25 protein-coding genes are annotated in these 25,570 nt (G+C 74.9%); 12 read left to right on the top strand and 13 right to left on the bottom strand.

Features of this window, described 5'->3' with window-relative positions:
* Positions 1 to 80: 80 nt before the first annotated feature.
* Positions 81 to 1,475, top strand: a complete 1,395-nt coding sequence (locus ACQP1P_RS39345) for a class II 3-deoxy-7-phosphoheptulonate synthase (RefSeq protein ID WP_433079141.1) — start codon at positions 81 to 83, stop codon at positions 1,473 to 1,475.
* Positions 1,468 to 2,496, top strand: a complete 1,029-nt coding sequence (locus ACQP1P_RS39340) for a threonine aldolase family protein (protein WP_433079139.1) — start codon at positions 1,468 to 1,470, stop codon at positions 2,494 to 2,496. Before ACQP1P_RS39345 ends, ACQP1P_RS39340 begins: the two co-directional genes overlap by 8 nt.
* Positions 2,497 to 2,703: 207 nt before the next feature.
* Here the strand turns inward: ACQP1P_RS39340 and ACQP1P_RS39335 are convergent, their stop codons facing one another.
* The 4 genes from ACQP1P_RS39335 to ACQP1P_RS39320 all read right to left on the bottom strand — a co-directional run bounded on the left by ACQP1P_RS39335 (position 2,704) and on the right by ACQP1P_RS39320 (position 8,039).
* Positions 2,704 to 3,873, bottom strand: a complete 1,170-nt coding sequence (locus ACQP1P_RS39335) for an MFS transporter (RefSeq protein ID WP_433079137.1) — start codon at positions 3,871 to 3,873, stop codon at positions 2,704 to 2,706.
* A 643-nt stretch (positions 3,874 to 4,516) separates the two neighbouring features.
* Positions 4,517 to 5,389, bottom strand: a complete 873-nt coding sequence (locus tag ACQP1P_RS39330; RefSeq protein WP_433079135.1) for a deoxyribonuclease IV — start codon at positions 5,387 to 5,389, stop codon at positions 4,517 to 4,519.
* The gene (gene pknB, locus ACQP1P_RS39325; protein ID WP_433079133.1) at positions 5,390 to 7,390 is read right to left on the bottom strand and encodes a Stk1 family PASTA domain-containing Ser/Thr kinase; all 2,001 of its coding nucleotides are present in this window, start codon (positions 7,388 to 7,390) and stop codon (positions 5,390 to 5,392) included.
* Positions 7,391 to 7,424: 34 nt separating this feature from the next.
* On the bottom strand, positions 7,425 to 8,039 hold the full coding sequence (locus ACQP1P_RS39320; protein ID WP_433079131.1) for a hypothetical protein: 615 nt from the start codon (positions 8,037 to 8,039) through the stop codon (positions 7,425 to 7,427).
* An 84-nt stretch (positions 8,040 to 8,123) separates the two neighbouring features.
* Between ACQP1P_RS39320 and ACQP1P_RS39315 the strand changes: the two genes are divergently transcribed.
* From ACQP1P_RS39315 to ACQP1P_RS39305, 3 genes are read left to right on the top strand one after another with little or no spacing between them, the layout of a single operon-like run.
* Positions 8,124 to 8,432, top strand: coding sequence for an Rv2175c family DNA-binding protein (locus ACQP1P_RS39315; RefSeq protein WP_433090298.1), 309 nt, complete (start codon positions 8,124 to 8,126; stop codon positions 8,430 to 8,432).
* Positions 8,433 to 8,434: 2 nt separating this feature from the next.
* A complete protein-coding gene (locus tag ACQP1P_RS39310) occupies positions 8,435 to 8,755 on the top strand; it encodes a lycopene cyclase domain-containing protein (protein WP_433079129.1) in 321 nt (106 codons plus the stop codon).
* A complete protein-coding gene (locus ACQP1P_RS39305; RefSeq protein ID WP_433079127.1) occupies positions 8,740 to 9,093 on the top strand; it encodes a lycopene cyclase domain-containing protein in 354 nt (117 codons plus the stop codon). Before ACQP1P_RS39310 ends, ACQP1P_RS39305 begins: the two co-directional genes overlap by 16 nt.
* Here the strand turns inward: ACQP1P_RS39305 and ACQP1P_RS39300 are convergent.
* Both ACQP1P_RS39300 and ACQP1P_RS39295 read right to left on the bottom strand, forming a co-directional pair.
* Positions 9,029 to 10,090, bottom strand: a complete 1,062-nt coding sequence (locus tag ACQP1P_RS39300; protein WP_433079125.1) for a polyprenyl synthetase family protein — start codon at positions 10,088 to 10,090, stop codon at positions 9,029 to 9,031. The two genes, ACQP1P_RS39305 and ACQP1P_RS39300, sit on opposite strands and share 65 nt — an antisense overlap.
* 10 nt (positions 10,091 to 10,100) lie before the next feature.
* Positions 10,101 to 12,182, bottom strand: a complete 2,082-nt coding sequence (locus tag ACQP1P_RS39295) for a helix-turn-helix transcriptional regulator (protein ID WP_433079123.1) — start codon at positions 12,180 to 12,182, stop codon at positions 10,101 to 10,103.
* A 155-nt stretch (positions 12,183 to 12,337) separates the two neighbouring features.
* Here ACQP1P_RS39295 and metF point away from each other — a divergent pair, with 155 nt between their 5' ends.
* Together metF and ACQP1P_RS39285 are read left to right on the top strand one after the other, a co-directional pair.
* The gene (metF, locus tag ACQP1P_RS39290) at positions 12,338 to 13,255 is read left to right on the top strand and encodes a methylenetetrahydrofolate reductase [NAD(P)H] (protein WP_433079121.1); all 918 of its coding nucleotides are present in this window, start codon (positions 12,338 to 12,340) and stop codon (positions 13,253 to 13,255) included.
* Positions 13,242 to 13,904, top strand: a complete 663-nt coding sequence (locus ACQP1P_RS39285) for a CDP-alcohol phosphatidyltransferase family protein (RefSeq protein ID WP_433079119.1) — start codon at positions 13,242 to 13,244, stop codon at positions 13,902 to 13,904. The genes metF and ACQP1P_RS39285 overlap by 14 nt, the downstream gene beginning before the upstream one ends.
* Positions 13,905 to 14,287: 383 nt before the next feature.
* Here ACQP1P_RS39285 and ACQP1P_RS39280 read toward each other — a convergent pair whose 3' ends face one another.
* Positions 14,288 to 14,737, bottom strand: coding sequence for a MarR family transcriptional regulator (locus ACQP1P_RS39280; protein WP_433079117.1), 450 nt, complete (start codon positions 14,735 to 14,737; stop codon positions 14,288 to 14,290).
* 67 nt (positions 14,738 to 14,804) lie between these two features.
* Here ACQP1P_RS39280 and ACQP1P_RS39275 point away from each other — a divergent pair, with 67 nt between their 5' ends.
* Positions 14,805 to 15,164 carry a hemerythrin domain-containing protein gene (locus ACQP1P_RS39275; protein WP_433079115.1) on the top strand — a complete coding sequence of 120 codons (360 nt, stop codon included), beginning with the start codon at positions 14,805 to 14,807 and terminating at the stop codon, positions 15,162 to 15,164.
* On the opposite strand, the gene ACQP1P_RS39270 is transcribed toward ACQP1P_RS39275, so the two are convergent.
* From ACQP1P_RS39270 to ACQP1P_RS39245, 6 genes are read right to left on the bottom strand one after another with little or no spacing between them, the layout of a single operon-like run.
* Complete coding sequence (locus tag ACQP1P_RS39270) at positions 15,151 to 16,596, bottom strand: phytoene desaturase family protein (RefSeq protein WP_433079113.1); 1,446 nt, start codon at positions 16,594 to 16,596, stop codon at positions 15,151 to 15,153. The genes ACQP1P_RS39275 and ACQP1P_RS39270 overlap by 14 nt on opposite strands.
* Entirely contained in the window at positions 16,584 to 17,666 is a 1,083-nt protein-coding gene (locus ACQP1P_RS39265) for a glycosyltransferase (RefSeq protein ID WP_433079111.1), read from the bottom strand. The genes ACQP1P_RS39270 and ACQP1P_RS39265 overlap by 13 nt, the downstream gene beginning before the upstream one ends.
* The gene (locus ACQP1P_RS39260) at positions 17,654 to 18,367 is read right to left on the bottom strand and encodes a carotenoid biosynthesis protein (protein ID WP_433090296.1); all 714 of its coding nucleotides are present in this window, start codon (positions 18,365 to 18,367) and stop codon (positions 17,654 to 17,656) included. The genes ACQP1P_RS39265 and ACQP1P_RS39260 overlap by 13 nt, the downstream gene beginning before the upstream one ends.
* A 14-nt stretch (positions 18,368 to 18,381) precedes the next feature.
* Entirely contained in the window at positions 18,382 to 18,918 is a 537-nt protein-coding gene (locus tag ACQP1P_RS39255; protein ID WP_433079109.1) for a GNAT family N-acetyltransferase, read from the bottom strand.
* On the bottom strand, positions 18,915 to 19,511 hold the full coding sequence (locus ACQP1P_RS39250) for a monooxygenase (protein ID WP_433090294.1): 597 nt from the start codon (positions 19,509 to 19,511) through the stop codon (positions 18,915 to 18,917). The genes ACQP1P_RS39255 and ACQP1P_RS39250 overlap by 4 nt, the downstream gene beginning before the upstream one ends.
* 47 nt (positions 19,512 to 19,558) lie before the next feature.
* The gene (locus ACQP1P_RS39245) at positions 19,559 to 20,047 is read right to left on the bottom strand and encodes a YbaK/EbsC family protein (protein WP_433079107.1); all 489 of its coding nucleotides are present in this window, start codon (positions 20,045 to 20,047) and stop codon (positions 19,559 to 19,561) included.
* Positions 20,048 to 20,317: 270 nt separating this feature from the next.
* Here ACQP1P_RS39245 and ACQP1P_RS39240 point away from each other — a divergent pair, with 270 nt between their 5' ends.
* From ACQP1P_RS39240 to ACQP1P_RS39225, 4 genes are all read left to right on the top strand, one after another.
* Positions 20,318 to 21,358 carry a winged helix DNA-binding domain-containing protein gene (locus ACQP1P_RS39240; RefSeq protein ID WP_433079105.1) on the top strand — a complete coding sequence of 347 codons (1,041 nt, stop codon included), beginning with the start codon at positions 20,318 to 20,320 and terminating at the stop codon, positions 21,356 to 21,358.
* An 884-nt stretch (positions 21,359 to 22,242) separates the two neighbouring features.
* Complete coding sequence (locus tag ACQP1P_RS39235; RefSeq protein ID WP_433079103.1) at positions 22,243 to 22,767, top strand: SAV_6107 family HEPN domain-containing protein; 525 nt, start codon at positions 22,243 to 22,245, stop codon at positions 22,765 to 22,767.
* Between the two features lie 776 nt (positions 22,768 to 23,543).
* On the top strand, positions 23,544 to 24,218 hold the full coding sequence (locus ACQP1P_RS39230; RefSeq protein WP_433079101.1) for a hypothetical protein: 675 nt from the start codon (positions 23,544 to 23,546) through the stop codon (positions 24,216 to 24,218).
* Between the two features lie 521 nt (positions 24,219 to 24,739).
* Complete coding sequence (locus ACQP1P_RS39225) at positions 24,740 to 25,564, top strand: hypothetical protein (protein ID WP_433090292.1); 825 nt, start codon at positions 24,740 to 24,742, stop codon at positions 25,562 to 25,564.
* Positions 25,565 to 25,570: the final 6 nt, after the last annotated feature.

The following is a 25,570-nucleotide window of genomic DNA, read 5'->3' as shown; positions in this document are numbered from 1 at the left end:
CGGGCATCCGCCCGGTCCAGCCTGCGGGATCGGCGGGTGGCGTCCTCCACCCGCCGATCGCGCTCGGTAGGCTTTTGCTCATGCGCCAGGAGTGGCACCACTTCACGTACCCCGGACCGGAGATCTCCCGCGTCGCCGTCCCGGGCAACTCCGATGACGACGTGTTCGGCCTCGACCGGTGGCGGACGCTGCCCCGGGCGCAGACGCCGCCGTGGCCGGACCCGGTCGCGGTCGACGAGGTCGCCGGCCTGCTGTCCTCGGTCCCGCCGATCGTCGCGCCGTACGAGGTCGACCAGCTCCGCGAGCGCCTCGCCCTCGTCGCCGACGGCAAGGCCTTCATGCTCCAGGGCGGCGACTGCGCCGAGACGTTCGCCGACAACACCGAGGCGCACGTGCTGGGCAACGCCCGCACGCTGCTGCAGATGGCGGTCGTGCTGACCTACGGCGCCTCGCTGCCGGTCATCAAGATCGGCCGCGTCGCGGGCCAGTTCACCAAGCCGCGCTCGGCCGCGCTGGACTCGCTGGGCCTGCCGGCCTACCGCGGCGACATGATCAACTCGCTGGACCAGGACCCCGAGGCCCGCGTCGCCGACCCGCAGCGCATGGTCCGCGCCTACGCCAACTCCTCCAGCGCGATGAACATGCTGCGCGCCTACCTCGGCGGCGGCATGGCCGACCTGCACGCCGTGCACGACTGGAACAAGGGCTTCGTGGTCACCTCGCCGGCCGGCCAGCGCTACGAGGCCATCGCCCGCGAGATCGACCGGGCCCTGCGCTTCATGCAGGCCTGCGGCGTCAACGACGACGAGGCGCTGCGCACGGTCACGCTGTACTGCTCGCACGAGGCCCTCGCCCTGGAGTACGAGCGGCCCCTGGTGCGCATCGCGGGCGGCCGGCCCTACGGGCTCTCCGGGCACTTCCTGTGGATCGGCGAGCGGACCCGTCAGCTCGACGGCGCCCACGTCGACTTCATGTCGCGCCTGGCCAACCCGATCGGCGTCAAGCTCGGCCCGACCACCACGCCGGAGCAGGCGATCGAGCTGTTCGAGAAGCTCAACCCGCAGAACGTCCCCGGCCGCCTCACGTTCGTGGCCCGCATGGGCAGCACCAAGGTCCGCGACGCCCTCCCGCCGATCGTGGAGAAGGTCACCGCGGCCGGCTGCCGCGTCGTGTGGCAGTGCGACCCGATGCACGGCAACACGCACGAGTCGTCCAACGGCTACAAGACGCGCCACTTCGACCGGATCGTCGACGAGGTGCTCGGCTACTTCGAGGTCCACCGCGAGCTCGGCACCCACCCCGGCGGCCTGCACGTGGAGCTCACCGGCGAGGACGTCACCGAGTGCCTCGGCGGCGCCCAGGCGATCGTGGACGAGGACCTGCCCGACCGCTACGAGACCGCCTGCGACCCGCGCCTCAACACCCAGCAGTCGCTCGAGCTCGCCTTCCTCGTCGCGGAGATGCTGCGTGGCTGAGGTCGTCATCGACTTCCGCTCGGACACCCTGACCCGGCCGTCGCCCGCCATGCGTGAGGCGATGGCGACGGCCGAGGTCGGCGACGACGTGTTCGACGAGGACCCGACCCTGCACGAGCTGCAGGCCGAGGTCGCGGCCCTCTTCGGTCACGAGGCGGCCCTGTTCGCCCCGAGCGGGACCATGGCCAACCAGATCGCCCTGCAGCTCGCCGTGCCGCGCGGCGAGGAACTGCTCTGCGACGCCGCCGCGCACGTGGTGACGGACGAGATCGGCGCGGCCGCGGCCCTCGGCGGCGTGTCGACCCGCACCTGGCCGCCCGCGGCCGCCGACCTCGACCCCGCGACCGTCGCGGACATGATCCGCCCCGACGGCTTCGTGGCCGTCCCGACCCGCGCGGTCGCGGTCGAGCAGACCCACAACCGCCTCGGCGGCGCCGTGATCCCGCTGGCCGTGCTGGAGTCCCTGCGCGCCGTCACCACCGAGGCCGGCGTCCACCTGCATTGCGACGGCGCCCGCATCTGGCACGCCCACGTCGCCGACGGCGTGCCGCTGGACACCTACGGCCGGCTCTTCGACTCGCTCTCGGTCTGCCTCTCCAAGGGCCTCGGCGCCCCGGTCGGCTCGCTGATCGTGGGCTCCGCCGAGCGCATCGCCGCGGCCCGCAAGCTGCGCAAGCGCCTCGGCGGCGGCATGCGCCAGGCGGGCATCCTGGCCGCGGCGGGCCTCTACGCGCTGCGGCACAACATCCCGCGCCTCGCCGAGGACCACGCCCGGGCCCATCGCCTGGCCGAGGCCCTCGCCCCGCACGGCGTCGTGGACCCGGCCCGCATCCGCACCAACATCGTGCCGCTCGACCTCACGGGGGCGGCGGTGGACGGCCCGGCGTTCGCGGCGGCGGCGCGGGAGCAGGGGGTGCTGGTGTCGGTGCTGGGGCGGCGGCTGGTGCGCCTGGTGACGCACCTCGACCAGACCTCGGACGGGATCGACCACGCGGTGAAGGTGCTGCCGACGCTGTTGTGAGTGCTGCCGGGGCGCTGATTTCTGCTTCACCGACGCGGCCGGTGCTCGGGGTGCTGCGCGCCGTTGAGGGCGGCCCTTCGATCTGCGCTGTAGGGCCGGCGGCGCCCGGCTGTTTGCCCGATATGTCGGGCGCTGGCGCGCCACGACATATCGGATTTATCGGGTATGTCGCTTTTGCTGTTTATCTCGCGCCGCGCGCCGTCCGGATCACCGCGCCGGGGGCCGTGAGCGCCCCGTGAGCAGGAGCGCGACCAGCGAGCTCGCACAGGTCAGCAGGCCCGCCCAGAGCATGGCGCCATCCGCTTGCAGCAGCGCGACCAGTGGCGCCCCGGCCGCCGTGCCCACGCCGATCGCCGTCTGCAGCACCGCGCCCGACGCCGCGAACGCCCGGCCGTGCTGCGCGGCCGGCGTACGGGTGCTGATCAGCGCCGACTGCGACACGTTCGCGATCCCGTTGCCGACGCCGCCCGCCGTGGACGCGACGTACGCGAGCACGAGCCCCGGCGCGAAGCCGATCCCCGCGATCCCGGCGCCCGTGAGCAGGTTGCCCAGCGCCAGCAGGGCGCCGCTGGAGAGCCGGATGCGCGGGACGAGCTGGGCGCCGGCGAGGGCGCCGGCGCCCCACAGCGTGAGGTACAGGCCGTAGCCGGAGTCGCTCGCGCCCAGCTGCCCGACGAACCGGAACGGCGCCGCCACGTTGTCGATCACGCCGCTGCCGACCGCGACGGCGCTGCCGAGCAGGGCGGTGCGCAGCAGGGGGTCGCCGAGCACCAGCCGCAGCCCCCCGCGGGCCGTCCCGCCGTCCTCGGGCGCGGCGGCCGGATGCCGCCGGGCCCGTACCGCCGAGCATGCCAGTGTCAGCAGCGCGAACGTGACCGCGTCGGCCAGGATCGCCGTCGTCGCCCCGAAGGCCCCGGTGAGCAGTCCGCCCGCGGCCGGGCCGGCGATCCAGCCCAGCCCGGTGCCGGTGGCCAGCCGGGAGTACCCGCGCTGCGCACCCCCCTCGCCCGTGATCGCCGGCACCAGCGCCGAGGTCGCCGGGCGCACGAACGCCGACAGCGCGGTGACCCCGGCGAAGAGCGCGACCGTGGCCCACAGCGCGTCGACGAGGGCGAGCGGCACGCACAGCGCCCCCTGCCCGGCCAGCGCGACGAGGAGCACGGACCGCGTCTCGAGGCGGTCCACGACGCGCCCGGTGAGCGGGGCCAGCGCCACGTACGGGATCAGCTCCGCCGCCAGCAACCCCGCCACCCAGCCGCTGCCGTGGGGCTGGAGGCGCAGCAGCAGCGCGACGAGCGCGGCCGAGTCGCCGGCGGTGGACAGCGCCAGGCCGGCGGCGAGCAGGTTGAGATCGCGCCGCACCACTCGATCGCTCACGGTTCACGCCCCCGTCCCGTCGCATCGACGGTCACCATAGCGGCCACGGCCCTGATCGCGCCTCGCCCACAACCCGCTGCCACACCCGCCCCCCACGCCGAGCCGGTCATCCGCTGTCTTACGCGGCGCCTGTCTTGCGCGGCGCCTGTCTTGCGCGGCGCCTGTCTTGCGCGGCGCCTGTCTTGCGCGGCGCGTGTCTTGCGCGGCGCGTGTCTTGCGCGGCGCGTGTCTTGCGCGGCGCGTGTCTTGCGCGGCGCGTGTCTTGCGCGGCGCGTGTCTTGCGCGGCGCGTGTCTTGCGCGGCGCGTGTCTTGCGCGGCGCGTGTCTTGCGCGGCGCGTGTCTTGCGCGGCGCGTGTCTTGCGCGGCGCGTGTCTTGCGCGGCGCGTGTCTTGCGCGGCGCGTGTCTTGCGCGGCGCCTGTCTGCCGCCGCGATGCGTGCCCACGGCGGCGGGCGTTGCGTGCCACGCCGCCGGGCGGCGGGCGATGCGGCCCACGGCTGGGGCCGCGCGTCGCGGCCGGTGGGGGAGGCCTGCCCGCGGCGGTGGGAAGCAGGCGCCGAGCCGTCAGGCGCAGAAAGCCGCACACCCGAAATGTCGGATATGTCGCGGCGCGAAGCGCCCGACATATCCGCGCCGAACGCCCTCAGCCCCGGCGAGCGCCGGCCCGCAGCAACGCGATGTCCGCCGCGTGATCGGCATGGTCGTCCCCGCTGGGCGTCTCCACGATCAGCGGCACCCCCCGCGACGCCGGATGCGCGAGCAGCTCGCCGAACGCGGCAGCACCGATCAGCCCCTTGCCCAGCGACTCGTGCCGGTCCCGCAGCGACCCGCACGTGTCCTTGGAGTCGTTGGCGTGGATCAGCTTGAGCCGGTCCGGCCCGGCCGCGGCCACCAGCGCGTCCAGCGTCCGCGTCATCCCGCCCGGCGTCGCCAGGTCGTGCCCGGCCGCCCACGCGTGGCAGGTGTCGAAGCAGACGCCGAGGAGTGGGTGCCGGTCGACCGCGTCGAGGTACTCGGCCAGGTGCTCGACCCGCGACGCGAGCGACCGCCCGCCCCCGGCGCTCGGCTCCACGAGCAGTGGCGGCCAGCCCTCACGCTCGGCCTGGTCGAGGAGGGGGAGGAGCACCCGCCGTACCGTCGCGAAGGCCCGTTCCGCGTGCTGCGCGTCCACCGCGGACCCGGCGTGGAAGACGACGCCCCGCGCCCCGATCGCCTGGGCGCGCCGCAGCGCGTGCTCCAGCGTCGCGACCGAGCGCTCCACGGTGGCCTCGGTAGGCGAGCCGAGGTTCACGAGCAGGGCCGCGTGCACGTAGGCGGTCACCCCGCGGTCGGCGCAGCCCTTGAGGAACGCGTCGTCCTGCTTCGCGTCGCCGGTCGCGAGGGCCCAGCCGCGGGGGTTGGAGACGTACACCTGGACCGCCGACGCCGTCGTGAGCTCGACGTAGCGCAGGGCGGCCTTGGCGAGCCCTCCGGCGGCGGGCGCGTGCCCGCCGACCGGCGCGATGCTGGCGTCCACCTAGAAGAACGCGAAGAGCGAGACGTGCTGGCCCGGCACCACGGGCGTGCCGGGCGCCGGGTTCTGCTGGCGCACGGTGCCGAAGCCCTGCGAGTCGACCACCAGGCCGAGCTGCTCCAGCTGGGCCTTGGCCTGGTCGAGCGGCATGTTGCGCACCTCGGGCATCGGGATCTGGGCCGGGCCCTTGGAGATCTGCAGGTCCATGACCATGCCGTCGGCCACGCTGTTGCCGTCGCCGATGCTCTGCGAGACGACCTGACCCTTGGGCTTGTCGCTCTCGACCTCCTCGACCTTGCCCACGGCGATCTTCACCTTGGCGAGGTCGTTCTTGGCCTGCTCGATGTTCTTGCCCACGACCAGCGGCACCTTGACCGGGTTGGGGCCCTTGCTGACGAACACGGTGATCGTCTGGCCGGGCTTGACCTGGGTGCCGATCTTCGGGTCGGTGTCCACGACGTAGCCCGGGGGCACGGCGTCGTCGAACCGGTCGGCCTTGTTGCCGGTGATCTTCATGGCCTGCAGGTCGACCTGCGCGAGGTCCCACTCCTTGCCGGCGATGTCGGGCACCTTGTAGACCTCGGGCCCGAGCGACAGCGTGAGGGTGATCGTCCCGCCGTCGAGGATGCGCCCGCCGGCCGCCGGGTCCTGGGCGAGGACCTGGTCCTTGGGCACGGAGGCGTCGAACTTCGGGTCGGCGAACTTGACCTTGAATCCGGCCGTGGTGGCCAGGTGCGTGGCCTGCTCGCGGGTCTTGGTCCGCAGGTCGGGGGCGTCGGTGTAGCGGCCGACGCCGAACCAGTAGCCGCCGATGGCCACGAGCAGCCCGAAGGCGAGCATCCCGGCGATCACCGCGAGGCGGGTGCGCGGGTTGGCGTTGATCTGCGCGAGCAGCCCCTGCAGGCCGCCGCCCCCGCCGTCGCGGTGCGCGACCTCGGTCCGGTGCCGGCGGGTGACCGCCTGCGGGGGAGCGGAGGCGGGCAGCCGGGCCCAGGACGGGCGGCGGCTGGCCTGGTAGGTCTGCGTGACCGGGTGCGCCTGGGTGAGGGCGTGCGACTGCGGCACCGAGTCGACCCGCGGCACCATGACCGTGGGCGGGGCGATCTGCCGGCCGCGGCTGGTGGGCGTGGCGCCGATGTCGTCGCGGACGGCCTGCACCTCGGCGAGCATCGCGCCGGCGTCGGTCGGGCGGCCGCCCGGGTCGCGGCGGGTCGCCCGGGCCACGAGGTCGTCGACGGCCGGGGGCAGGCCCGGCACGAAGCGTGACGGGAAGGGCACGTCGCGGTCCACGTGCTGCCAGGCCACCTCGACGGGCCGATCCGCCTCGTACGGCACCCGCCCGGTGAGCATCTCGAAGAGCACGATGCCGGCCGAGTACACGTCGGTGCGCGGGTCCGCGTGCCCGTCGGTGACGAGTTCGGGGGCCACGTAGGCGACGGTCGCCATGAGGTGCGAGCCGGTCTCGTCCGCGCTCGCCTCGACCGCGCGCGCGAGGCCGAAGTCGGCCACCTTCACCACGCCGTCGATGAGGTTGTGCTGCTCGCCCGGCGACTCGGCGACGAGCACGTTCTCGGGCTTGACGTCTCGGTGCACGAGCCCGGCGCGGTGCGCGGCGGCGATCGCGGCGAGCATCTGTTCCATGATCGCGAGCGCCTCCTGCGGCTGCAGGCGGCGCCGCTCGGCGAGCAGTTCCCGCAGGGTGTGCCCGCGGACGTACTCCATGATCAGATAGGGCAGCCCCTGGTGCGTGCCCTGGTCGTAGACGGCCACCACGTTCGGGTGGGTGAGCCGCGCGATCGTCTTGGCCTCGTCGGTGAACCGGTCCACGAACTGCGGATCGCGAGACTGCGCGGGATGGATGATCTTCAGCGCGACGATGCGCTCGAGTCGCTCGTCGAGTGCCGTGTAGACCGTCGCCATGCCGCCCTTGGCGACACGCGAGCGAACGCGGTAGCGCCCGTCGACAAGCGCACCGAGGAGAGGATCGGCGACCGTGGTATCCATTGGCTGCGAGTGTACGGCTGGGACCCTGAATTCCTCAGTGCCCTTCGCTTCCAACCGGGGAACGTCCCCATTTCGAGCGCTTTGTCCAGGACGGTGAGGGCGACAGACTGCTCACCGAGGGTGACGGACTGGCGGACGGGCTGGGGCTCGTGCTCGGCGACGACGTCGGGGTGCTTTCGGGATCCGTCGTCGGCTGAGCCGGTACGTCGGCCGGGCCTGGAACCTCCGGCAGCGCCAGCACCTGCGGGGGCGTGGTCCGGCGCACCTGGGGCCGGACCTGGGTCGGCTGCGGCGCCGGCGGGTGGATCTGGCTCGCCGCGCTGCCCGGGCTCGTCGCGGGCGCGGCCGGCGCGGCGACCGGGGCTTCGTAGGGCCCCGGGGCCAGGGCGGCGAGGCTGCCCGCGACCGCGAGGTACGTGCCCGCGGCCCCGCCCGCGACCAGCAGCGCGACGCCGGTCGTGGCCGCGGCCCGGTGCCGGCCGGTCGTCTTCATGACGTGCTGGCCGCGGTGGTTGCGGGGCCCGTACTCGGCCGTCTCCGCCATCCGCAGGCGCACGGCGCGGCGGCGGTTCGCGTGCCGGTACATGTCGTAGCACGCGGAGCGCCAGGCACCGGCGACCTCTCGGTGAACCTTGAGCCAGAGCCCCACTGCCCGTTCCTTCCCGATCGCGGTGCACGGATTACTGTCTTCGGTGTGAGCGAACAACCTGCCGGCCCCACCGAGTGGCTGACCATGCCCGACGTCGCGGAGCGCCTCGGCATCCCGGTCAACCGGGTGCACCAGCTCGTCCGCGACCACGCCCTGATCGCGGTCCGCGAGAGCGGCGTCCTGCGCGTCCCGGCGGACTTCATCACGGACGACGGGGTGGTCAAGCACCTCCCGGGCGTGCTCACGTTGTTGTACGACGCTGGGTACAACGAGGCTGAGGCCCTGCGGTGGCTCTACACCCCGGACGAGTCGCTGCCGGGCACCCCCGCCGAGGCGCTGCGCGGCAACCGGGCGACCGAGGTCAAGCGGCGCGCGCAGGCGCTGGGCTTCTGACGGTGCGCTGGACCTACCTGCTGGTGCTGGCCGGCTGCCTGTTCGGCGCCCTGTGGCTCGAGCCGCTGCTCAAGGTCGGTGTGATGCGGCAGGTCCGGCGGCTGGTGTTCACCATCGCGCCGGTCGCCGCCGTGTTCGTGGCCTGGGACCTGCTGGCCATCCACGCCCGGCACTGGACCTTCGACCCGCGCCAGATCGCCGGCGTCATCCTTCCGGGTGGCCTGCCGCTGGAGGAGCTGCTGTTCTTCCTCGTCGTCCCGGTGTGCGCGATCCTCGGCTTCGAGGCGACCCGCCAGACGCTCGAGCGGTGGTCGCGGCGGTGACCTACACCGTGGCGGCCGTCGTCGGCGTTCTGGCGGCATTGGTACTGGATGTGGCCGTGCTGCGCACCAGAGTCGTCCTCGGGCGGGTGTTCTGGTGCTCGTACCCGATCGTGGTCGTCTTCCAGCTGCTGTCCAACGGCATCCTGACCGGGCGCGGGGTGGTCCTCTACAACCCGTCGGCGATCCTGGGCGTACGGCTGGCCTACGCCCCCGTCGAGGACCTGCTGTTCGGTTTCGCGCTCGTGCTCGCCACCCTGGCCCTGTGGGTCTTCTTCAGACCGCGCGCTGCGTCGCCGCCCCCGCCAGGCCCGTCAGAACCTCGCGAGCCTCGTCCGTGATCTCGGCCTCGGCCAGGGCCTCGAGCGCGGTGGCGGTCAGCTGCTCGATCCGCTCCTCGGTGCGCCGCAGCGCCCCGCTCTCCACGATCGTCTTGCGCAGCAGCGCCACGCCGTGCTCGTCGAGGCACGGGTCACCGAGGTGGTCCTCGAACACGGCCGGCCCGGCGCCCTCGATCGCGGCCGCGACGAGGTAGGTCCGCTTCCCCTCGCGCAGGTCGTCCCCGGCCGGCTTGCCGGTGACCGCGGGGTCCCCGAACACGCCGAGCACGTCGTCGCGCAGCTGGAACGCCTCGCCCAGCGGCAGCCCGAACGCCGAGTACGCCTTGGCGAGCCGCCCCCCGTCCGCCAGCGCCGCGCCGAACACCAGCGGCTGTTCGATGGTGTACTTCGCCGACTTGTACCGCGCCACCAGGCTCGCCCGGGCCGTGGACGTGTCGCCGGTGGCCTGGGTCTGCACGTCGAGGTACTGCCCGATCGTCACCTCGGACCGCATCTGGTCGAACACGGGCCGCGCGCGGGCCAGCGTCGCCGGGTCGACCCCGCTGGCGTGCAGCATCTCGTCGGACCAGACCAGGCACAGGTCGCCGAGCAGGATCGCCGCCGAGGTGCCGAACCAGTCGCCGTCGCCCCGCCACCCGCCGGCCGCGTGCAGCCGCGCGAACCGCCGGTGCACGGCCGGCTCCCCGCGCCGCGTCTCCGAGCCGTCCATGACGTCGTCGTGGATGAGCGCGCTGGCCTGGACGAGCTCGAGCGAGGCGACGGCCGCCACGATCTCGTCGCGGTCCTCGCCGCCGGCCCCGCGGTACCCCCAGTACGCGAACGCCGGCCGCAGCCGCTTCCCTCCGCCCAGCACAAGCGCATCGATCGCGCTGGCGACGGGCGCGAGGGCATCGGACTCGATCTCGTCGAGCCGGTCGCGCCGCCGCCGGAGGAACCCGGCGAGGGCCTCCCGGACCCGCTCGCGAAGCCCGGCCCGGTCGAGGAAGGGGTGTGTCACGGCAGAGACGCTAGTCCGAAACCACCCGCCCCGACGAGCGGGTGTCGCCCCCGTCTCCCGCGATCCAGCGCACAGACTCGTACATTTCGGTGAATTCGCGATATCCCCGGGCCCGCCGCAGCCCCGGCCGCACCGCCGCCACCTCCCGCCCGACCCGTACGGATCCACAGCCGACCCCCGCCACGACGCCGAGCCACGCCGCCGCACAGGCCGCGTCGAGCTCCCCGGCCGCGACCAGCGCCCGGGCCCGCGCGAGCTGCACGAGCCCGAGCCCCCGCAACCGCACCGAGCCGCCACCGGGCCCACTGCCACCGCCCCGGCCGCCCACCCCACGACCACCGCCGCGCCGCACTCCACCGCCACCGCCGCCACCGCCGCTGCTGCCGTTGCCGTTGCCGTTGCCGTTGCCGTTGCGCGCGATCGGTCTGCCGCCGCGGCTGCCGTTGCCGTTGGGCGCGATCGGGCGTCCGCTGCTGCCGCTGCGCGTGATGGGGCTGCCGTTGCCGTTGCGTGCGATCAGGCGTCCGCCGCGGCCACCGCGCGAGCTGGGGCTCCCACCGCCGTTGTGCGTGACGGGGCTTCCGGCGCCGCCGCCGTTGCGTGCGATCGGGCTCTCTTCGCCGCCCGCCCGCCACCCACCACCCGGCCCGTCGCCCGCCCTCGGGGAGCACCCGGCCCAGCCGTCATCCGGGCCGCTCCCGCCGCCGCTCTGTCCGCCGGCCCCGGGGTAGCCGCCGGGATCCTGCTCGTGCCGCGCGTGGCCCGCTTCGCCCGGTTCGGAGTGGCCGCCGGACCCTCGTTCGTCCCGCGTGCGGCCCGCTTCGCCCGCCTCGTAGTGGCCAGGCTCATGTCCGTGCCGCGCGCGGCCCGCTTCGCCCGCTTCGTAGTGGCTGGGTTCCTGTTCGTCCCGCGCGTGGTCCGCTTCGCCACCGGCCACCTCGGCCCGCTCGCCGGAAGGCCGTAGGGCGGCGTCGAGCAGCCGCAGCGCGAGCCGGTGCCGCCCAAGCACCGCCTGACAGCGCCCGGCCGCGGCGGCGAGGTGGGCGTCGTCGAGCCAGTACAGCCAGGCGGGATCGTGCTCGCCCCGCGCCCCGTGCGCCTTCTCGGCCGCCGCGATCGCCGCATCGCACCGGGCACGCTCGCCGAGGGCCGCCGCGGCCGCCGCCTCCCGCAGCCACAGCACCGCGAGCGTCCCGGCATCGGACGGCTCCGCGATCCGCCGCGCCGCCCGCGCGAGCCGCAGCGCCCCGGCGCCGTCGCCGCTCTCGGCCCGCAGCTGGGCCAGGCATCCGAGCACGTGCCCGGCCAGCCCGCGCTGCCCGGCCCGGACGGCCGCTCGCACGCCGTCACGGACCAGCCCGGAAACCGCCCGCCCGTCACTCGCGGCGCCCGCGTCCACCCCGGTCCACACCGCGAGCTGCGCCAGCTCCGCGACGATCCCGAACGCGGCCCGCCCGCCGGAGAAGGCCGCCCACCGAGCCGCCTCCGCGTAGGCGTCCCGCACGACCCGCACGACCTCGGGCCCCGAGATGAGGTCGTCCATCCGCCGGAGTTCGGCCAGCCGCTCCGCGTCGAGTTCCGGCTCACGCCACCCCGCGTCGAGCCCCGTCCCGCGTCGCCCCGCGCCGAGCGCCGGCTCGCGTTGCCCGCGCCCGGCGTTGGTCGCGCCCGTGGTTCGGCCGCTCGCCCCGCTCGACCGGCGCCCGGTCACCCCGCCGGACGGGCGTCCGGTCGCCCCGCCGGCTCGCGCGGCGGGCGCGACGGGTGGCTCGGAACCGGGCCCGGCGACATCCGCCGGCCGATCGGCCCACCCGGCGGCCCGGAGCCGGCGCGAGCGGGCGGCCGCGCGCTCGAGGTCCTCGAGCGGCGCCTGCAGCACGAACGCGAGCCAGGCCAGCCAAGGCGGCCCCGGCACCCGCTCGCCGCGCTCCCACCGTGACACCTCGTGCCGTGTGATCGTGGGCACGTCCGCGGCCGCGCACAGCATCTCGGCCAGCCGCAGCTGGGAGCGTCCGCGCGCGAGGCGCAGGCGGGTGAGCAGGGCGCCGAACGTCTCGTCGTCGCCCGGGACGGGGTCGGGTCGAGCTGGCATGATCCACCTCCCGGGAACGCCGCCCCGGGCCGGCGTCCACCACGGCGGCCCCACCCGGAGCAATGTCCACCCTTCTTATACCCCGGGGGTACGACAGGTTTTCTGTGCGAGAGCGGGAGTCCTCATCGACGGCTCGGGGCACTAGAGTCAGGGGTGTGGCTCTCGGACTTCCCTCTGTCATGGCCGGCGGACCCGCCGCGATCGGTGATCTGATCGCGAACCAGGGGCCGACCTTCTCGTTCGAGTTCTCCCCGCCGAAGACGCCCGAGGGGGAGCGGCAGCTGTGGCAGGCGATCCGTGAGCTGGAGTCGCTGCAGCCGTCGTTCGTGTCGATCACGTACGGCGCCGGCGGCTCCACCCGCGACACGACGGTCGCCGTCACCGAGCGGGTCGCGACCGAGACCACGCTGCTGCCCATGGCGCACCTGACCGCCGTGAACCACTCCATCGCCGAGCTGCGCAACGTCATCGGGCAGCTCGCCGGGGCCGGCATCCGCAACTTCCTGCTCGTGCGCGGCGACCCGCCCGGCGACCCGACCGCGGAGTGGGTCCGACACCCCGAGGGCGTGCTCTACGCCGAGGACCTGGTGCGGCTCGTGCGCGAGGCCGGGGACTTCAGCATCGGCGTGGCCGCGTTCCCGTACAAGCATCCCCGCTCGGCCGACGTCGAGTCCGACACGGCCAATTTTGTGCGCAAATGCCGGGCCGGCGCCGATTTCGCGATCACCCAGATGTTCTTCGACGTCGACGACTACCTGCGCCTGCGTGACCGGGTCGCCGCGGCCGGGTGCCCCACGCCGATCGTCGCGGGGATCATGCCGGTCACCAAGATCGGTACCATCGCACGCTCTCAGCAGTTGACCGGCGCCCCGTTCCCTTCGGCGCTGGCCGAGCGCTTCGAGCGGGTCGCCGAGGACCCGGAGGCCGTGCGGCGCCTGGGCATCGACCACTGCACCGAGATGAGCCAGCGCCTGCTCGACGAGGGCGTGCCCGGCATCCACTTCATCACGTTCAACCGCTCGACCGCGACCCGCGAGGTCTGGCAGCAGCTCGGCGTCGGTGCGCGGGCCTGAGCCCCTCGACTGGGACGGGTACTGTGCGCGCTGGTCCGCCGCCCACGGCGGCTACGACCCGCGGAAGGCCCCGTCCCCGGTCCGGGGCTGGCTGCGGCTGAGTCATGCCCTGGGCGCGACCGTGCTGCGGGCGGGCGTGCGCAGCCCCAACGCCGTGACGTCCCTGGGCCTGCTGCTCTCGGCCGCCGTACCGCCCGTTGCCGTCCTGCTCCCCGCCGGTCCGTTCTGGGCGGCGGTCCTGGCCCTGCTCTCCGCGTTCGCCGACACCATCGACGGAGTGCTGGCGGTGCTGGCCGGCCGCGCGAGCCGCCTGGGCCAGGTCTACGACTCCGCCGCCGACCGCGTGTCGGAGGCCGCCTGGCTCCTGGCCTTCGCACTGCTGGGCGCCCCGGTGTGGCTGACCGTCGCGGTGGGCGGCGCGATGTGGCTGCACGAGTACGTCCGGGCCCGCGCCTCGGTCGCCGGCATGCGGGACATCGGCACCGTGACCATCGCCGAGCGCCCGACGAGAATCCTGCTCACGATCTTCGGCCTGCTGGCGACGCTCGTGGAGCCGCGGGCGGCGACGGTCACGATGGCCGCGGCGCTGCTGGTGACGGCGGTCGGCTTCGCCCAACTCCTGCGAGCGGTCCGCCGAGCCCTGCGGTGACCGTGCGGAAACGATAAGTCGGGCACTGCGTGCCACGACTTATCGCATTTATACCCCGTCGGCCCATAAATCGGATTTGGGCGAATCGGGGCGGGCGCGGGCACCAGCGGGGGCATCGAGTTCGGCCCGTGCCGGCGATCACCGACGCGCCGCGCAGATGGTCCTGGCGCGCATCGCTCGTCGAGGGGCGAAGGCGGTGGGCGCAGTCCGAGTCGGCACCCCAGTGGCCGGCGGGCGTTTAAGTGGCCGGGGTGCGCGGCGAGGGCGTCCCAGTGGCCGGCGGCGCCGGCGGGGGCGTGCTGCTCGGCGCGCGGCGAGGGCGTCCCAGTGGCCGGCGGCGTCGGCCGGGGCGTGCTGCTCGGCGCGCGGCGAGGGCGGTGGGTTCAGTCCGCGTCGGCGCCCAGCGCCCGCTCGAAGGCCAGCAACGTCGACACGACGAGAGTCCGCTGCTCGTCGCTCAGCGGACCCAGCGCCGCCCGCCACGCCGCGGCGCCCCGCCCCAGCCAGCCGTCGATCGCCGCGTGATGCTCCGGCGCGATGCTCACGATCGTCCGCCGCCGGTCCGCGTCGTCCTCCCGCCGCCGCAGCACCCCCTTCCGGCTGAGGTCGCCCACCATCAGGCTCACCGTCGCCGGCGCCACCTCGAGCCGCGCCGCCAGTTCGCCGACGCCCAGTGCGCCCTCCAGCAGCAGGTACGACAGCAGCGACAGGTGCCGCGGCGCCAGGTTGAACGACGCCAGTTCGGGCGGGGGCGGCGTGCGCTTGGCCCGCCCGACCATGCGCGGCATGAGCAGCAGCAGGGTTCGGACGGCGTCATCGACCGACGTTGACACTATCTTGCTCCTCAAAGTAGCTTTGCTATCAAAGCAAATTCATCCCCAAAGCGAAGGCGAACCCATCATGACCGAGACGCCGGAGCCGGACCGGGTGCGGGCCGCCCGCGAGCAGCTCGCCGCGATCCACGACCTGCTCCGCCGGGACCTCGCCGCGGCCCGGCGCGATCCCCGGGCGCACTGCCTCGCGTTCTGCGCCGCGCTCAGCGGGCACCACGGCAACGAGGACGCCGTGTTCCCGCGCATCGAGCGCGCGTTCCCGCAGGCCGCCCCGATCATCGCGCGGCTGCGCGAGGACCACCGGCGCATCGCGGGCCAGATCGCCGCGGAGCCGGACGCGGCCACGCTGGAGCGCATGGCGGTCGAGCTCGAGGAGCACTTCGCGATCGAGGAAGCGGAGTTGGTACCGCTGATCAGCCGCCTATGAGCCCGGCCACGATCTTCGCCGAGAGCATGACGAGGGGCAGCCCGCCGCCGGGGTGCACGGACCCGCCCACCAGGAACAGGCCCGGCACGGGGGCGCGGTTCGGCGGTCGCAGCAGGCCGCCCAGGCCGTGGCTCGCCGTGCCGTAGATCGCGCCGCCGGGGGAGCGCGTGGCCCGCTCCAGGTCGGCCGGGGTGAGCACGTCGCGGAAGAGCAGGCGGTCGCGCACGTCGTACCCCCGCGCGGCCAGCACCCCGAGCACCCGCTCCGCGTAGTCGTCCCCGGCGGCGGCCCAGTCGACGGCGCCCTGCGGGGCCGCGTTCACCAGCACGAACCAGCCCTCGTGGCCGTCCGGGCGCACGAGCGGGTCGTCGGCGGCGGTGACGAAGATCGTCGGGTCCTCGACGGGGCGGGGCGGACTGCCGAAGACGGCGTCGAACTCGGCGTCGTAGTCGCGCGGGAAGAGGACCGTGTGGTGGGCCAGGCCCGGGGTGCGCCCGCGCAGGCCGAGCAGCAGCACGAAGCCGCCCAGGCTGCGCGACTCCAGGCGGCGGGCCAGGCGCGGGCGGGGGAGCAGGTCGCGGTACACGTGCAGCGCGTCGGCATTGGCCACCACGACGTCGGCGGGGACCTCGGTGCCGTCGGCCAGGACCACGCCGGCCGCGCGGGAGCCGGCCACGGCGACCGAGCGCACCGCGGCGCCGGTGACCACCCGCACGCCCCGCTCCAGGCAGCGCTCGAGCAGCGCGTCGGCGAGAGTGCCGAGGCCGCCGCGCAGGTACCACCCGCCGAACTCCAGCTCCGCGAACGGGATCGCCAGCAGCGCGGCCGGGGCGCGGCGGGGGTCGGCGCCCGTGTACGTCGCGTAGCGGTCCAGCAGCATCCGTAGCCGCGGGTCGCGCAGGTGCGTGCGGCCCAGCCCGCGCAGCGTGCGCCCGGGCGCGATCGCGGCGAGGTCGCGCAGGCGCCACGCGAGGCCGGCCATCCGCAGCGGGGAGTCCACGGGCGCGGTCAGCACGTGCCGCCAGGACGTCGCCCACACCCGCCCGGCCCGCCGCCACAGCCGCCGCCAGTCCGCCGCCGCGCCGGGCCCGAACGCCGCCGCGATCCGCTCGGCGAACGCGTCCCCGGCGGCCGAGTCGAGCGTCGAGCCGTCCGGGAAGTGGTGGCGCACGATCGGGTCGAGCGGCACCAGGTCCAGCCCGCCGCCGCCCGTCGAGGCGAAGAGCTCGGCCGCGACCTGGGGCAGCGTGAACAGGCTCGGCCCGGTGTCGAAGCGGAACGTCCCGGCCGCGGTCTCGCGCACGTGCCGCCCCAGCTTGCCGCCGACCGTCTCCGCCTGCTCGAACACGGTCACCCGGTGCCCGGCCGCGCCCAGCCGCGCCGCGACGGCCAGCCCGCCGACCCCGGCCCCCACCACCACTACGGTTGCCACGTCGGCCGACCCTTCCACGTCGTGCGGCCGCGGCGCGCGAACGAGCGCACCACCAGCCAGGCGAACAGCAGCACCGACACCGGGTGGGCGAGGGCGTCGGGCAGCGCGCGGCCGCCGGTCGCCCGGGCGCTCACCACGCGGCCGGCGACGCCCAGGCCGTACGCGAGCAACCCCCACCACTGTCCGAACAGGACGGACGCGGGCGCCACGACGTAGAGCGCCAGCAGCAGCCCCAGCACCGCCGCCGCGCCCGCCGGCGAGCCGAACGAGGCCCACAGCGACTTCGAATAGCCCTCGGCGAGCGCATTCCAGGAGTCGTACATCCGGCAGCGCGCCAGCCCCGAGCCGTCCGCGAGCGCGATCCTCCCGCCGGCCCGCTTGACCGCCCGCGCGAGCTCGATGTCCTCCAGCACCTTGTCCCGCACCGCCGCATGGCCGCCCGCGCGCACGTACGCGTCCCGGCGCACGACGAGGAACTGCCCGCCGGCCGCGGCCAGCGACGGGCGGGGCGAGCGCTCCATGGCCCGCAGCGGCAGGAACGTCAGCCAGGACCACTGCAGCAGCGGCTGGACGAGGCGCTCACCCGCGGTGCCGGTCTCGATCCGCGGGTACGGGCTGAGCAGGTCCACATCGGACCGTCGCAGCAGGACGGTCGCGCGGTCGACGGCGTCCGGGGCGAGCACGACGTCGGCGTCGAGGAAGACCAGCACCGTCGCGTCACCGGCGGCGTCGGCGAGCTGCTGGCACGCGTGCGGCTTGCCCAGCCAGCCCGGCGGCAGCGGGCGCCCGGCCAGCAGCGTCACCCGGTCCCCGGCCACGCGCCGCACCAGCTCCGCCGTGCCGTCGGACGAGCCGTCGTCGAGGACCAGCAGCCGTACCGCGGGCGGCAGCGCCAGCAGCGCGCGCAGGCACGGCTCCACCCGCCCGGCCTCGTCACGCAGCGGCAGGAGCACCGCCACGGAGTCCGTCGCCGGGTCCACTGTGGAACCCGGCCGTCGCAGGAGGCGGGCGTTCACCAGGGTGTGCACGAGCAGCGCGAGCAGGGCCGCGCAGGCGATCAGGAGCGCCACAGCCGCACCGCCAGCGGGATCGCGACGAGCCCCATGCCCAGGGCTCCCCAGGCCGCCGACGCGGGGAGCCCGAGAAAGACCGCGTGGGCCAGGATGCTGGAGGCGTACGTCCACAGGTACATCGCGTACATGGGCGCGTCGTTGCCGGGCCTGGTTCCCGCCGCGGCGTGCAGCAGGGCCATGAGCGCGACGGCCACGAGCAGCCAGCCGAGGTAGTTGGTGAGCGGGATGCCCGGCACGCCGGGGAGCGCGGGGGAGTCCGTGTGCCACAGCCAGTACCGTTGCCGGACCATCTGGGGATCGAGGAACAGGTCCCAGGCCGCGAGCCCGAGGCCGGCCACGGCGATGCGGGCACCGGCGTGCGCGGTCAACCGCCCCGCGGCGACCCACGCGGGCCACGCCATCCACGTCCACGCCAGCGGGATGACCAGCGGCACGCCGAGCAGCCGCGGGCCGAGCGCCCCGGTGTAGTCGTAGTCGCCGAACGGGTAGCCCGTCGAGCGCCCGACCGCCTCGACGAGGAACCCGCCGCCGGTCGTCACGAGCACCAGGGCGCCGGCGGCGCGCGGGCCGCGGGTCACCCACGCGTGCGCGACCGACACGACGTACCCGAGCACGACGGTGGCGACCACGAGCGCGGTGCGGGCGGGGCCGCCGGTCAGCGGGTATGCGATCTCCGCGAGCACGAGGGCCCCGAACATCGCCCAGACCGGCCTCACAGCGGCAGCCGGCGGCCCAGCACGGCGAAGGGACGGTCGTCACCGGGAAAGTTGAAGTGGCGCAGGACGTCGACGAAGCCGAAGCGGCGGTACAGCCGCCACGCCCGCGAGGTGTCCTCGGGCGCCTCCGGGGTGGACAGCAGCACGGTCTGGTGCGCCGCGCGCTGGAGCAGGTCGTGCAGCTGGCGGGCGCCGATGCCGTTGCCCTGCGCGTGCGGGCGGACGTGCAGCTCGACCAGCTCGAAGCAGTCGGTGAGCCAGAACTTGCGGGCGTCGCGGCGCAGCGCGTTGCGCACCTGGTCGTGCCACCACTGGCCGCTGGTGCCGCGGTAGCCGTAGCCGAAGCCGAGCAGGCTGCCGTCGTCGCCGAGCGTGGCGACCGCCTCGAACGAGTCCCGGCGGGTGTGCCCGGCGACGTAGCCGCGGCGGGTCTGCAGCAGCTGCACGGAGTACCCCATCGCCTCCCCGTAGACGGCGATGACGTCATCGAGCCGCTCGAGCAGGTCCTCACCGCGCCACCGCACGAGCCTCACTGGACGTCCCTCCACCCGATCACCTCTCGGTCGCCGTCGATGCCGAGCACGCGGAACCGGGCGAACAACTCCTCCGCATACCATCCCAGCTCCGCCGTGCGCGTCACGACCGCGGCGTGCTCGGGCCGACGGTACGCGAACCGCACGACGTCCGCCGCGGAGCGCCAGACGCTCATCGTGCCCTGGAATCCTACGGGGGCCTCGCCGAAGCCGAAGGCGCAGTGGAGCCCTTCGGCCCCGTCGACGGCGATGCCTTCGATGGATCTCCAGAACGTTCTCGCGAGCCGCGGCCGCAGCCGTGCCCGTGTGAGCACCGCGACCGGTCCGTCGTCCTTACCGGCCCGCACCGGCGTGAACGGGGACCTTCCGGACCACGTCCCGCGGGCGGCAATCGGCTCCAGCGTCAGGGTGCAGCTCGTGGTCGCGCCGCGCATCGGCGGTACCGTCGCCGCGTCCCCGGCCACCAGAGCGGCCCAGCGGGTCAGGTCGGCCGAGCCCACCCCGAACTCGCTGCCCCGGCCGGTGCCGAGCAGCTTCGCGAACTCGGCCGTGCGCCGGACCCGCCGCCGATCGAACGCCATGGACCAGAACATCGCCGGGATCGCGCGCTTCGGCACCCGCCACACGTGCAGCCGGACGGTCACGCCACCTCGGCGGCGGTACCGCTGGTGATGCGCACCAGCTCCGCGTACGTGATCGGGAAGACCGCCTGCGGGATGCCGCCCGCGGCCCAGACCTCGCCGTACTGCCCGAGATCCACGTCCACCAGCGTGCGCAGCGGTTTCGGGTGGCCCAGCGGCGACACCCCGCCGATGACCTGGCCCGTGTTGACGCGCACGAAGTCCGGCTCGGCGCGCTTGAGCTTGGCGATGCCGAGCAGCGCGGCGACCTTGGCCGTGTCGACCCGGTGCGCGCCGGACGTGAGCACGAGCAGCGGCTCCCCGTCAGCGTTGAAGATCAGCGAGTTGGCGATCTGGCCGACCTCGATGCCGAGCGCGGCGGCGGCCGCGGCGGCGGTGTGGACCGGCTCGGTGAGCACCTTGACCTGGCACGGGCGGCCGGATTGGTCGCGGGCCCCGGCGGCGTCGAGCGCGTCCTGGATCGCCTGGACGTTGGGGTGAGGCTGCATGCCTTCTATCTTGCCCTCCCGGTCTCGGCCTGCTGCTCTTTGTTTTCCGGGCCCGGCTCCTCCGTTGCTTTCGTTCGGCCCTGGGCCCAGCCTTTTCGTTGTGGACCCCAGCCCTCTTGTTCGTTCGGCGCCGCCCCGGGCCTGCGTTTTGGGTCCGATATGTCGGCCGCTTCGCGGCCGAAGCGGCCGACATATCGGATTTATACGGCGCTGGGCGACATGTCCGTTCCCACGGCTCTTTTTGTCGTACCCCGCCGCTATGGTGCGGATATGACGGTAGGGGCGCGGCGGATGCGGGCCCAGCTGCTGTCCGGGCCACCCGCGGACGGCGTGCTGGCCGCGGTCGAGCGGCTGGTGGGCGTGCAGGCGCAGTCCTGGCCCGCGGCCCGCCTCGCCGTGCGGGCCCGCAGCCGGGACGTGACCGCCGCCGACGTCGACCGCGCCCTGGCCCGCGGCGAGCTGGCCCGCACGTGGCTGATGCGCGGCACCCTGCACCTGGTCGCCGCGGCCGACCTCGGCTGGCTGACCGACCTCTTCGGCCCGCTCAACCGGGCCGCGGGGCAGCGCCGGCGCGAGGAGCTCGGCGTCGTCGACGGGGTCGTCGAGCAGGCCCTGGCCGAGCTGCCCGGCATCCTGGCCGGCGCGGGCCCGATGGACCGCGCCGAGCTGATCGCGCGCCTGGTCCGCCGCGGCGTGCGCGTCGAGGAGTCCGGCCAGGCGCCCGCCCACCTGGTGGCCTGCGCCGCCTCCGCGGGCCTGGTCTGCCGCGGCCCCGACGTGCGCGGCCGCCCGACGGTGCTCCTCGCCGACGAGATCCGCGCCGCGGCGACGACCGGCGGCCCGCGCCGCTTCTCCGGCGACGCGGCCCTGGCCGAGCTGGCCCGGCGCTACCTGCTCGGCTACGGCCCCGCGAACGAGGCCGACCTCGCCGCCTGGTCGGGCCTGCCGCTGCCCACCGCCCGGCGCGCCCTGACCCTGTGCTCGGACCCCGCGGGCCTGGCCGCGGCGGTCCCGCCTGCGCGGTTGCTGGGCCAGTTCGACGCGATCCTGCTGGGGTACCACGACCGCGCCTTCATCCTGCCCCCCGAACACGCCCGCCGCGTCAATGCCGGCGGCGGCCTCATCGCCCCCACCTTCCTGGTCGAGGGCCAGGTCGCCGGCGTGTGGCGCCGCTCCGGCCGGCGGGTCGTGCTCCGGCCGTTCGCCTCCGGTCGCCTGCCGGGCAAGGTGCGGGGCGCCATCGAGGCCGAGGTCGCGGACATGGCCCGCTTCCTGGGCGAGCGCCTGACCCCGGCCTGGGAGGATGCATGACTTCGCCCAGCCGTGCTCGCATCCGGGCTCTGACCCTGGCGTTGGCTTCGGCCGGTCGGCGTCGCCCCGGGGCTCTGGCCTCGGCCGGTCGGCGTCGCCCCGGGGCTCTGGCCTCGGCCGGTCGGCGTCACCCCGGGGCTCTGGCCTCGGCCGGTCGGCGTCACCCCGGGGGCTCTGGCTTTGGCCGCTCGGCGTCGCCCCGGGGCTGTGGCCTCGGCCGCTCGGCGTCGCCCCAGGGCTGTGGCCTCGGCCGGCCGCCGTCGGGCTCGGGCTCCGGCTCTGATCTTGGCTCCCGTGCCGCCGGTGGTCGCAGGGATGATCACCCGAACGGATGTTCGAAAAACCTGGCCCAACCACTGCCGCGCACGAACCCCACGGTGTACTCTAAACCCATCGAACGAGTGTTCGAACTGCTTCGGGAAAGCGATTCGCGGCGCTGATCCCGAGCGCGGTCCGCGACACCGCGGAGGCCGGATTTTCGCGGGTCTGGCCTCAGGCGGGGCCGCCGTTCGCCGCCCACGACCCCCGGGCGGCGGACGGCGACCCAGCCGGTCGGGTGTGGTGTGGGGAAGCTCCACGCCCGACCGGCACGCCGTCGCAGTCGCGGACCGGCACCCGCTCGACCTACAACTTCATCCGTTTTCCAAGTTCCATCCGTTCCCCGGGCTCCACCGCTCCACCCCGATCGCGGCGTGACTGGAAGCCGGCTCCGGCCGACTCCCGCGCACCCGCGGCCGAGGCTCCGAAGCTTTCGCCCGACCGGCGGGAGCTGATCCACACCGCCAGGCGGTCGCGACTCCCCCCGCGACGGCCCGGCATGCGCACCACGCGCACCCACAGGCGCAGGCACGACCCTGCCGACGCACCACCGAGGGAGAGCACCGATGCCGACGAACCGATCGACCAGCTCGTCCAACATCAGTCGTTTCCCGGGCCCCGCCTCGACCGCCGGGCCGGACGGCGGTGCGTCCCGCCGGCAGCTCCCGATCCCCGCGCACGCGCTTCCCCACCGCACCCCGCGCGAGCTGCTCACCATGGCCCGCCACGGCCTGGAAGAGGCCGCCGAGATCCGCGCCGACGGCATGCGCTACGCGACCGCCCACCTGGCCGCCCTGCGCGCGGCCGCCGCGGTCCTGGCCGCCCGCGCCGTCCCCGCCGCCCCCGGCCGCCGCAGCCGAGTGACCAGCGTCTGGTCCCTGCTGGTCCTGGTCGCCCCGGAGCTGAGCGAGTGGTCCGCCTTCTTCGCCTCGACCGCGAGCAAGCGCTCCGCGGCCGAGGCCGGCATCCCGCGCGTGGTCACCGCCCGCGAGGCCGACGACCTGATGCGCTCCGCGGAGCAGTTCATCGCCGTCGTCGAGGTCGCCCTCGGCTACTCATACCAGCCGAGGCTCGAAGGCCTGGCCAGCTGACCCGCCACCCCACCAAGCCCGTGCCCGCCACCACCAGCCGCCCGCGCTCATCGCCACCCGAGCCCCCGGCCCCACCCAGCACTCCGGCCCCACCCAGCACTCCGGCCCCACCCAGCACTCCGGCCCCACCCAGCACTCCGGCCCCACCCAGCACTCCGGCCCCACTGGCGCCGGCGGTCCCAGCTGCGCTCAGGGCACCCAGCGCTTCGGTGCCACCAGCGCCACCAGCGCCACCTGCACCCTCGGCCTTACCAGCGCCCTCGGTTTCATCAGCGCCCTTGGTTCCACTCGCGCGCTCGGTTCCACCGGCGCCCTCGGTGGCATCCAGTGCTTCGGCCTCACGGGGCACTCCGGCGCCGTCGGACCACACCGCAGCCGGTGCTGGCTCACGCCCGGACACGAGAAGCGCGTCAAGCTCTTCGACCCGCATGCCCGTCAGCTCCTCGTCCCCCGCCTATCCCGCGGCACGTGCCGGCTCCTCGGCGCCCTCCCGCACCTCGGCTCCCGCCGCGCCGGAGCGCACCGACCCGGCGCCGCGCCGTTCGGTGAGCAGCGCCGGGCCGCGCTCAAGCGCGAGGAGCGCGCCGGGCTCGTCGGTGCCTGGACGGGCTGCGCGATCGGTTTCGGCCGTTTTCTCGCGCTCCGGCTCGGTGCCGGACCCGGGCGCGCTTGCGTCCTCGCCCTCCAAGCCTGCGGCGCGCCCACCCGCGCCCGTGTCGCTGTTCGAGCCCGTCGCGGGCGGTGAAGTATCCGTCGTCGCGCCTCGGGCTGTCCCCGTGGTCGAGTTCAAGCCGCCGATCGAGTTCGAGCCCGGCTCCGAACACGACGATCACGAGGCCGTGACCGTAATCGAGGCCGAGGCCAAGATTGCCGAGGCCGCGCAACCGTTCAACGCCGCCGTGTCCGGGGTCCAGCCGGTTGCCGTGTCCGGAGGGCAGCCGGTCGCCGTGTCCGGGCGCGTTGCCGACGTGTCCGGGGTTCGGCCGCTCAGTGCCGACGCGTCCGAGTGCGGTGCCGGGTTGCCCGGAGGCCAGCCGGCCAGCGTGTCCGAAGGTGCCAGCGCCGTGTCCGGAACCCAGCCGGCCGGCGCGTCCGAGGGTGCCGGTGCCGTGTCCGGCGTGCGGTCGGCCGACGTGGGCGGGCGTGTTGTTGCCGTGGCCGGGATTCCGGCGCTCGACGTTGCCGTGCCCGTTCCCGCGTTCGTGCCGATGGCCCCCACTGTCGGGCCCGCGTTTGTGCCGGTGGCCCTCACTGTCGGGCCCGCGTTCGTGCCGGTGGCCCCTACCGTCGCGCCCGCGTTTGTGCCGGTGGCCCCCACCGTCGAGTACGCGCCGGTCGCGGCCTCCTCGGGGGGATCGGTCTCGGTGTCGTTCGTTCCGCCCGGGGCCGCGTGGCCCGGATTCCTCACCGCGCCGCCGGGCGAATCCGCCGGCGGCGAGCGCGAGGACTGAGCGGTCGCTCGTCGCCAGGTGGCGTAGCGACCTGAGGGCGATTTGCCCGTATTTATGCAGACTTATCTTCCGGGGTTTCGCCGGGAGGCCGGGTAGCACAACAGGTGGGGGAGCAAGGAGCCGTGGCTGGCACATCGGCTTCGGTGGTCGCCGAGTTCGAGGGCGGAGCGTACGACGACGTGCGCCCCGAGGATGACGACTGGTCCACGATCAGTGTCGTCGGGGGCCGGGCCGCTCGGCGCCTCGATCGTTCGGCGGCCGCGGACTCCGAGGGCGGGCCGGAACCCGGTGGTGCGCTGGGGGAGGCCCGGGCCTTCGTGCGCGGGCTGGCCACCCGGAACCAGGGCAGCGCCACGGTCACGGCCATCGGCGCGGCGACATCCGCCGGACCGCCGGCCGGAGAGCGCCGAAGCGTCGAGAGCCCCGCGAGACGGAGCGGCGCGGAAACCGCCGGAAGCCGCCGGAGCGCTGAGCGCACGGAGAGCGCCGAGAGCGGCGTTGGGGGAAGGCGGACCGCAGGGCTGCAGGTCGTGCAGGCCACGGGGCTGGGCGGCGTGGTACGCACGGCCGGTGAGCGCGACGCCGAGATCCTCGCCGGCGCGAAGACGCTGCCCGTGCTCGCCGGCCTGCGAGACCTCCTCCCCGGCGGCGGGCTGCGCCGCGGGGCGACCGTGGCCGTGCACACCTCCTCCGTGCTGCTCGCCCTGCTCGCGGCGGCCTCGAGGAGCGGGTCCTGGTGCGCGGTCGTCGGGCTGCCGGCGCTCAGCCCGGTCGCGGCCGCCGAGATGGGGATCGCGCTCGAGCGGCTCGCGCTCGTGCCGCATCCCGGCACCGAGTGGACCACCATCGTGGCCGCGCTGCTCGACGGGTTCGACATCGTCGTCGCGGCGCCGCCGGGGCCGATCGCGCCCGTCGTGGCCTCGCGGCTGGCGGCCCGGGCCCGGCAGCGGGGCAGTGTGCTCATGCCCGCCGGGTCGTGGGCGGGGGCCGACCTGGTCCTCGCGCCGATTCGCCGGGCCTGGGCCGGGCTCGGGGCCGGGCGTGGGCGCCTGCGGGCCCGGGAGCTCACCATCCAGGCCCGGGGGCGCGGGTCCGCCGCCGCGCCGCGCGAGGTCACGCTGCGGCTCCCCGAGATCTCGGGTGTGCTGCCGGCGGTGGCCGGGCCGGCACAGAGCAGGCCGGCGGTGGCCGGGCCGGCACAGAGCAGGCCGGCGGTGGCCGGGCCGGCACAGAGCAGGCCGGCGATGGCCGGGCCAGCACAGAGCAGGCCGGCGCAGAGCAGGCCGGCGGCGGCCGGGCCCGGGAACGACGCGGTGCTGGACGGCCCGCTGCGCAGGGTGGGGTGACGAGGA

This window comes from Dactylosporangium sp. CA-052675, from assembly GCF_050947935.1.
In the GTDB taxonomy this organism is placed as follows: Bacteria; Actinomycetota; Actinomycetes; order Mycobacteriales; family Micromonosporaceae; genus Dactylosporangium.
This window is presented reverse-complemented; position numbering and strand designations above follow the sequence as displayed.

What these genes read in the sequence shown, in the direction of transcription:
- ACQP1P_RS39275 (WP_433079115.1), top strand. Translation starts at nt 14,805, where the DNA reads ATGACCGAGACGCCGGAGCCGGACCGGGTGCGGGCCGCCCGCGAGCAG.
- ACQP1P_RS39245 (WP_433079107.1), bottom strand. Translation starts at nt 20,047, where the DNA reads ATGCAGCCTCACCCCAACGTCCAGGCGATCCAGGACGCGCTCGACGCC.
- ACQP1P_RS39345 (WP_433079141.1), top strand. Translation starts at nt 81, where the DNA reads ATGCGCCAGGAGTGGCACCACTTCACGTACCCCGGACCGGAGATCTCC.
- ACQP1P_RS39250 (WP_433090294.1), bottom strand. Translation starts at nt 19,511, where the DNA reads ATGTTCTGGTCCATGGCGTTCGATCGGCGGCGGGTCCGGCGCACGGCC.
- ACQP1P_RS39260 (WP_433090296.1), bottom strand. Translation starts at nt 18,367, where the DNA reads ATGTTCGGGGCCCTCGTGCTCGCGGAGATCGCATACCCGCTGACCGGC.
- pknB (WP_433079133.1), bottom strand. Translation starts at nt 7,390, where the DNA reads ATGGATACCACGGTCGCCGATCCTCTCCTCGGTGCGCTTGTCGACGGG.
- ACQP1P_RS39295 (WP_433079123.1), bottom strand. Translation starts at nt 12,182, where the DNA reads ATGCCAGCTCGACCCGACCCCGTCCCGGGCGACGACGAGACGTTCGGC.
- ACQP1P_RS39240 (WP_433079105.1), top strand. Translation starts at nt 20,318, where the DNA reads ATGACGGTAGGGGCGCGGCGGATGCGGGCCCAGCTGCTGTCCGGGCCA.
- ACQP1P_RS39315 (WP_433090298.1), top strand. Translation starts at nt 8,124, where the DNA reads ATGCCCGACGTCGCGGAGCGCCTCGGCATCCCGGTCAACCGGGTGCAC.
- ACQP1P_RS39235 (WP_433079103.1), top strand. Translation starts at nt 22,243, where the DNA reads ATGCCGACGAACCGATCGACCAGCTCGTCCAACATCAGTCGTTTCCCG.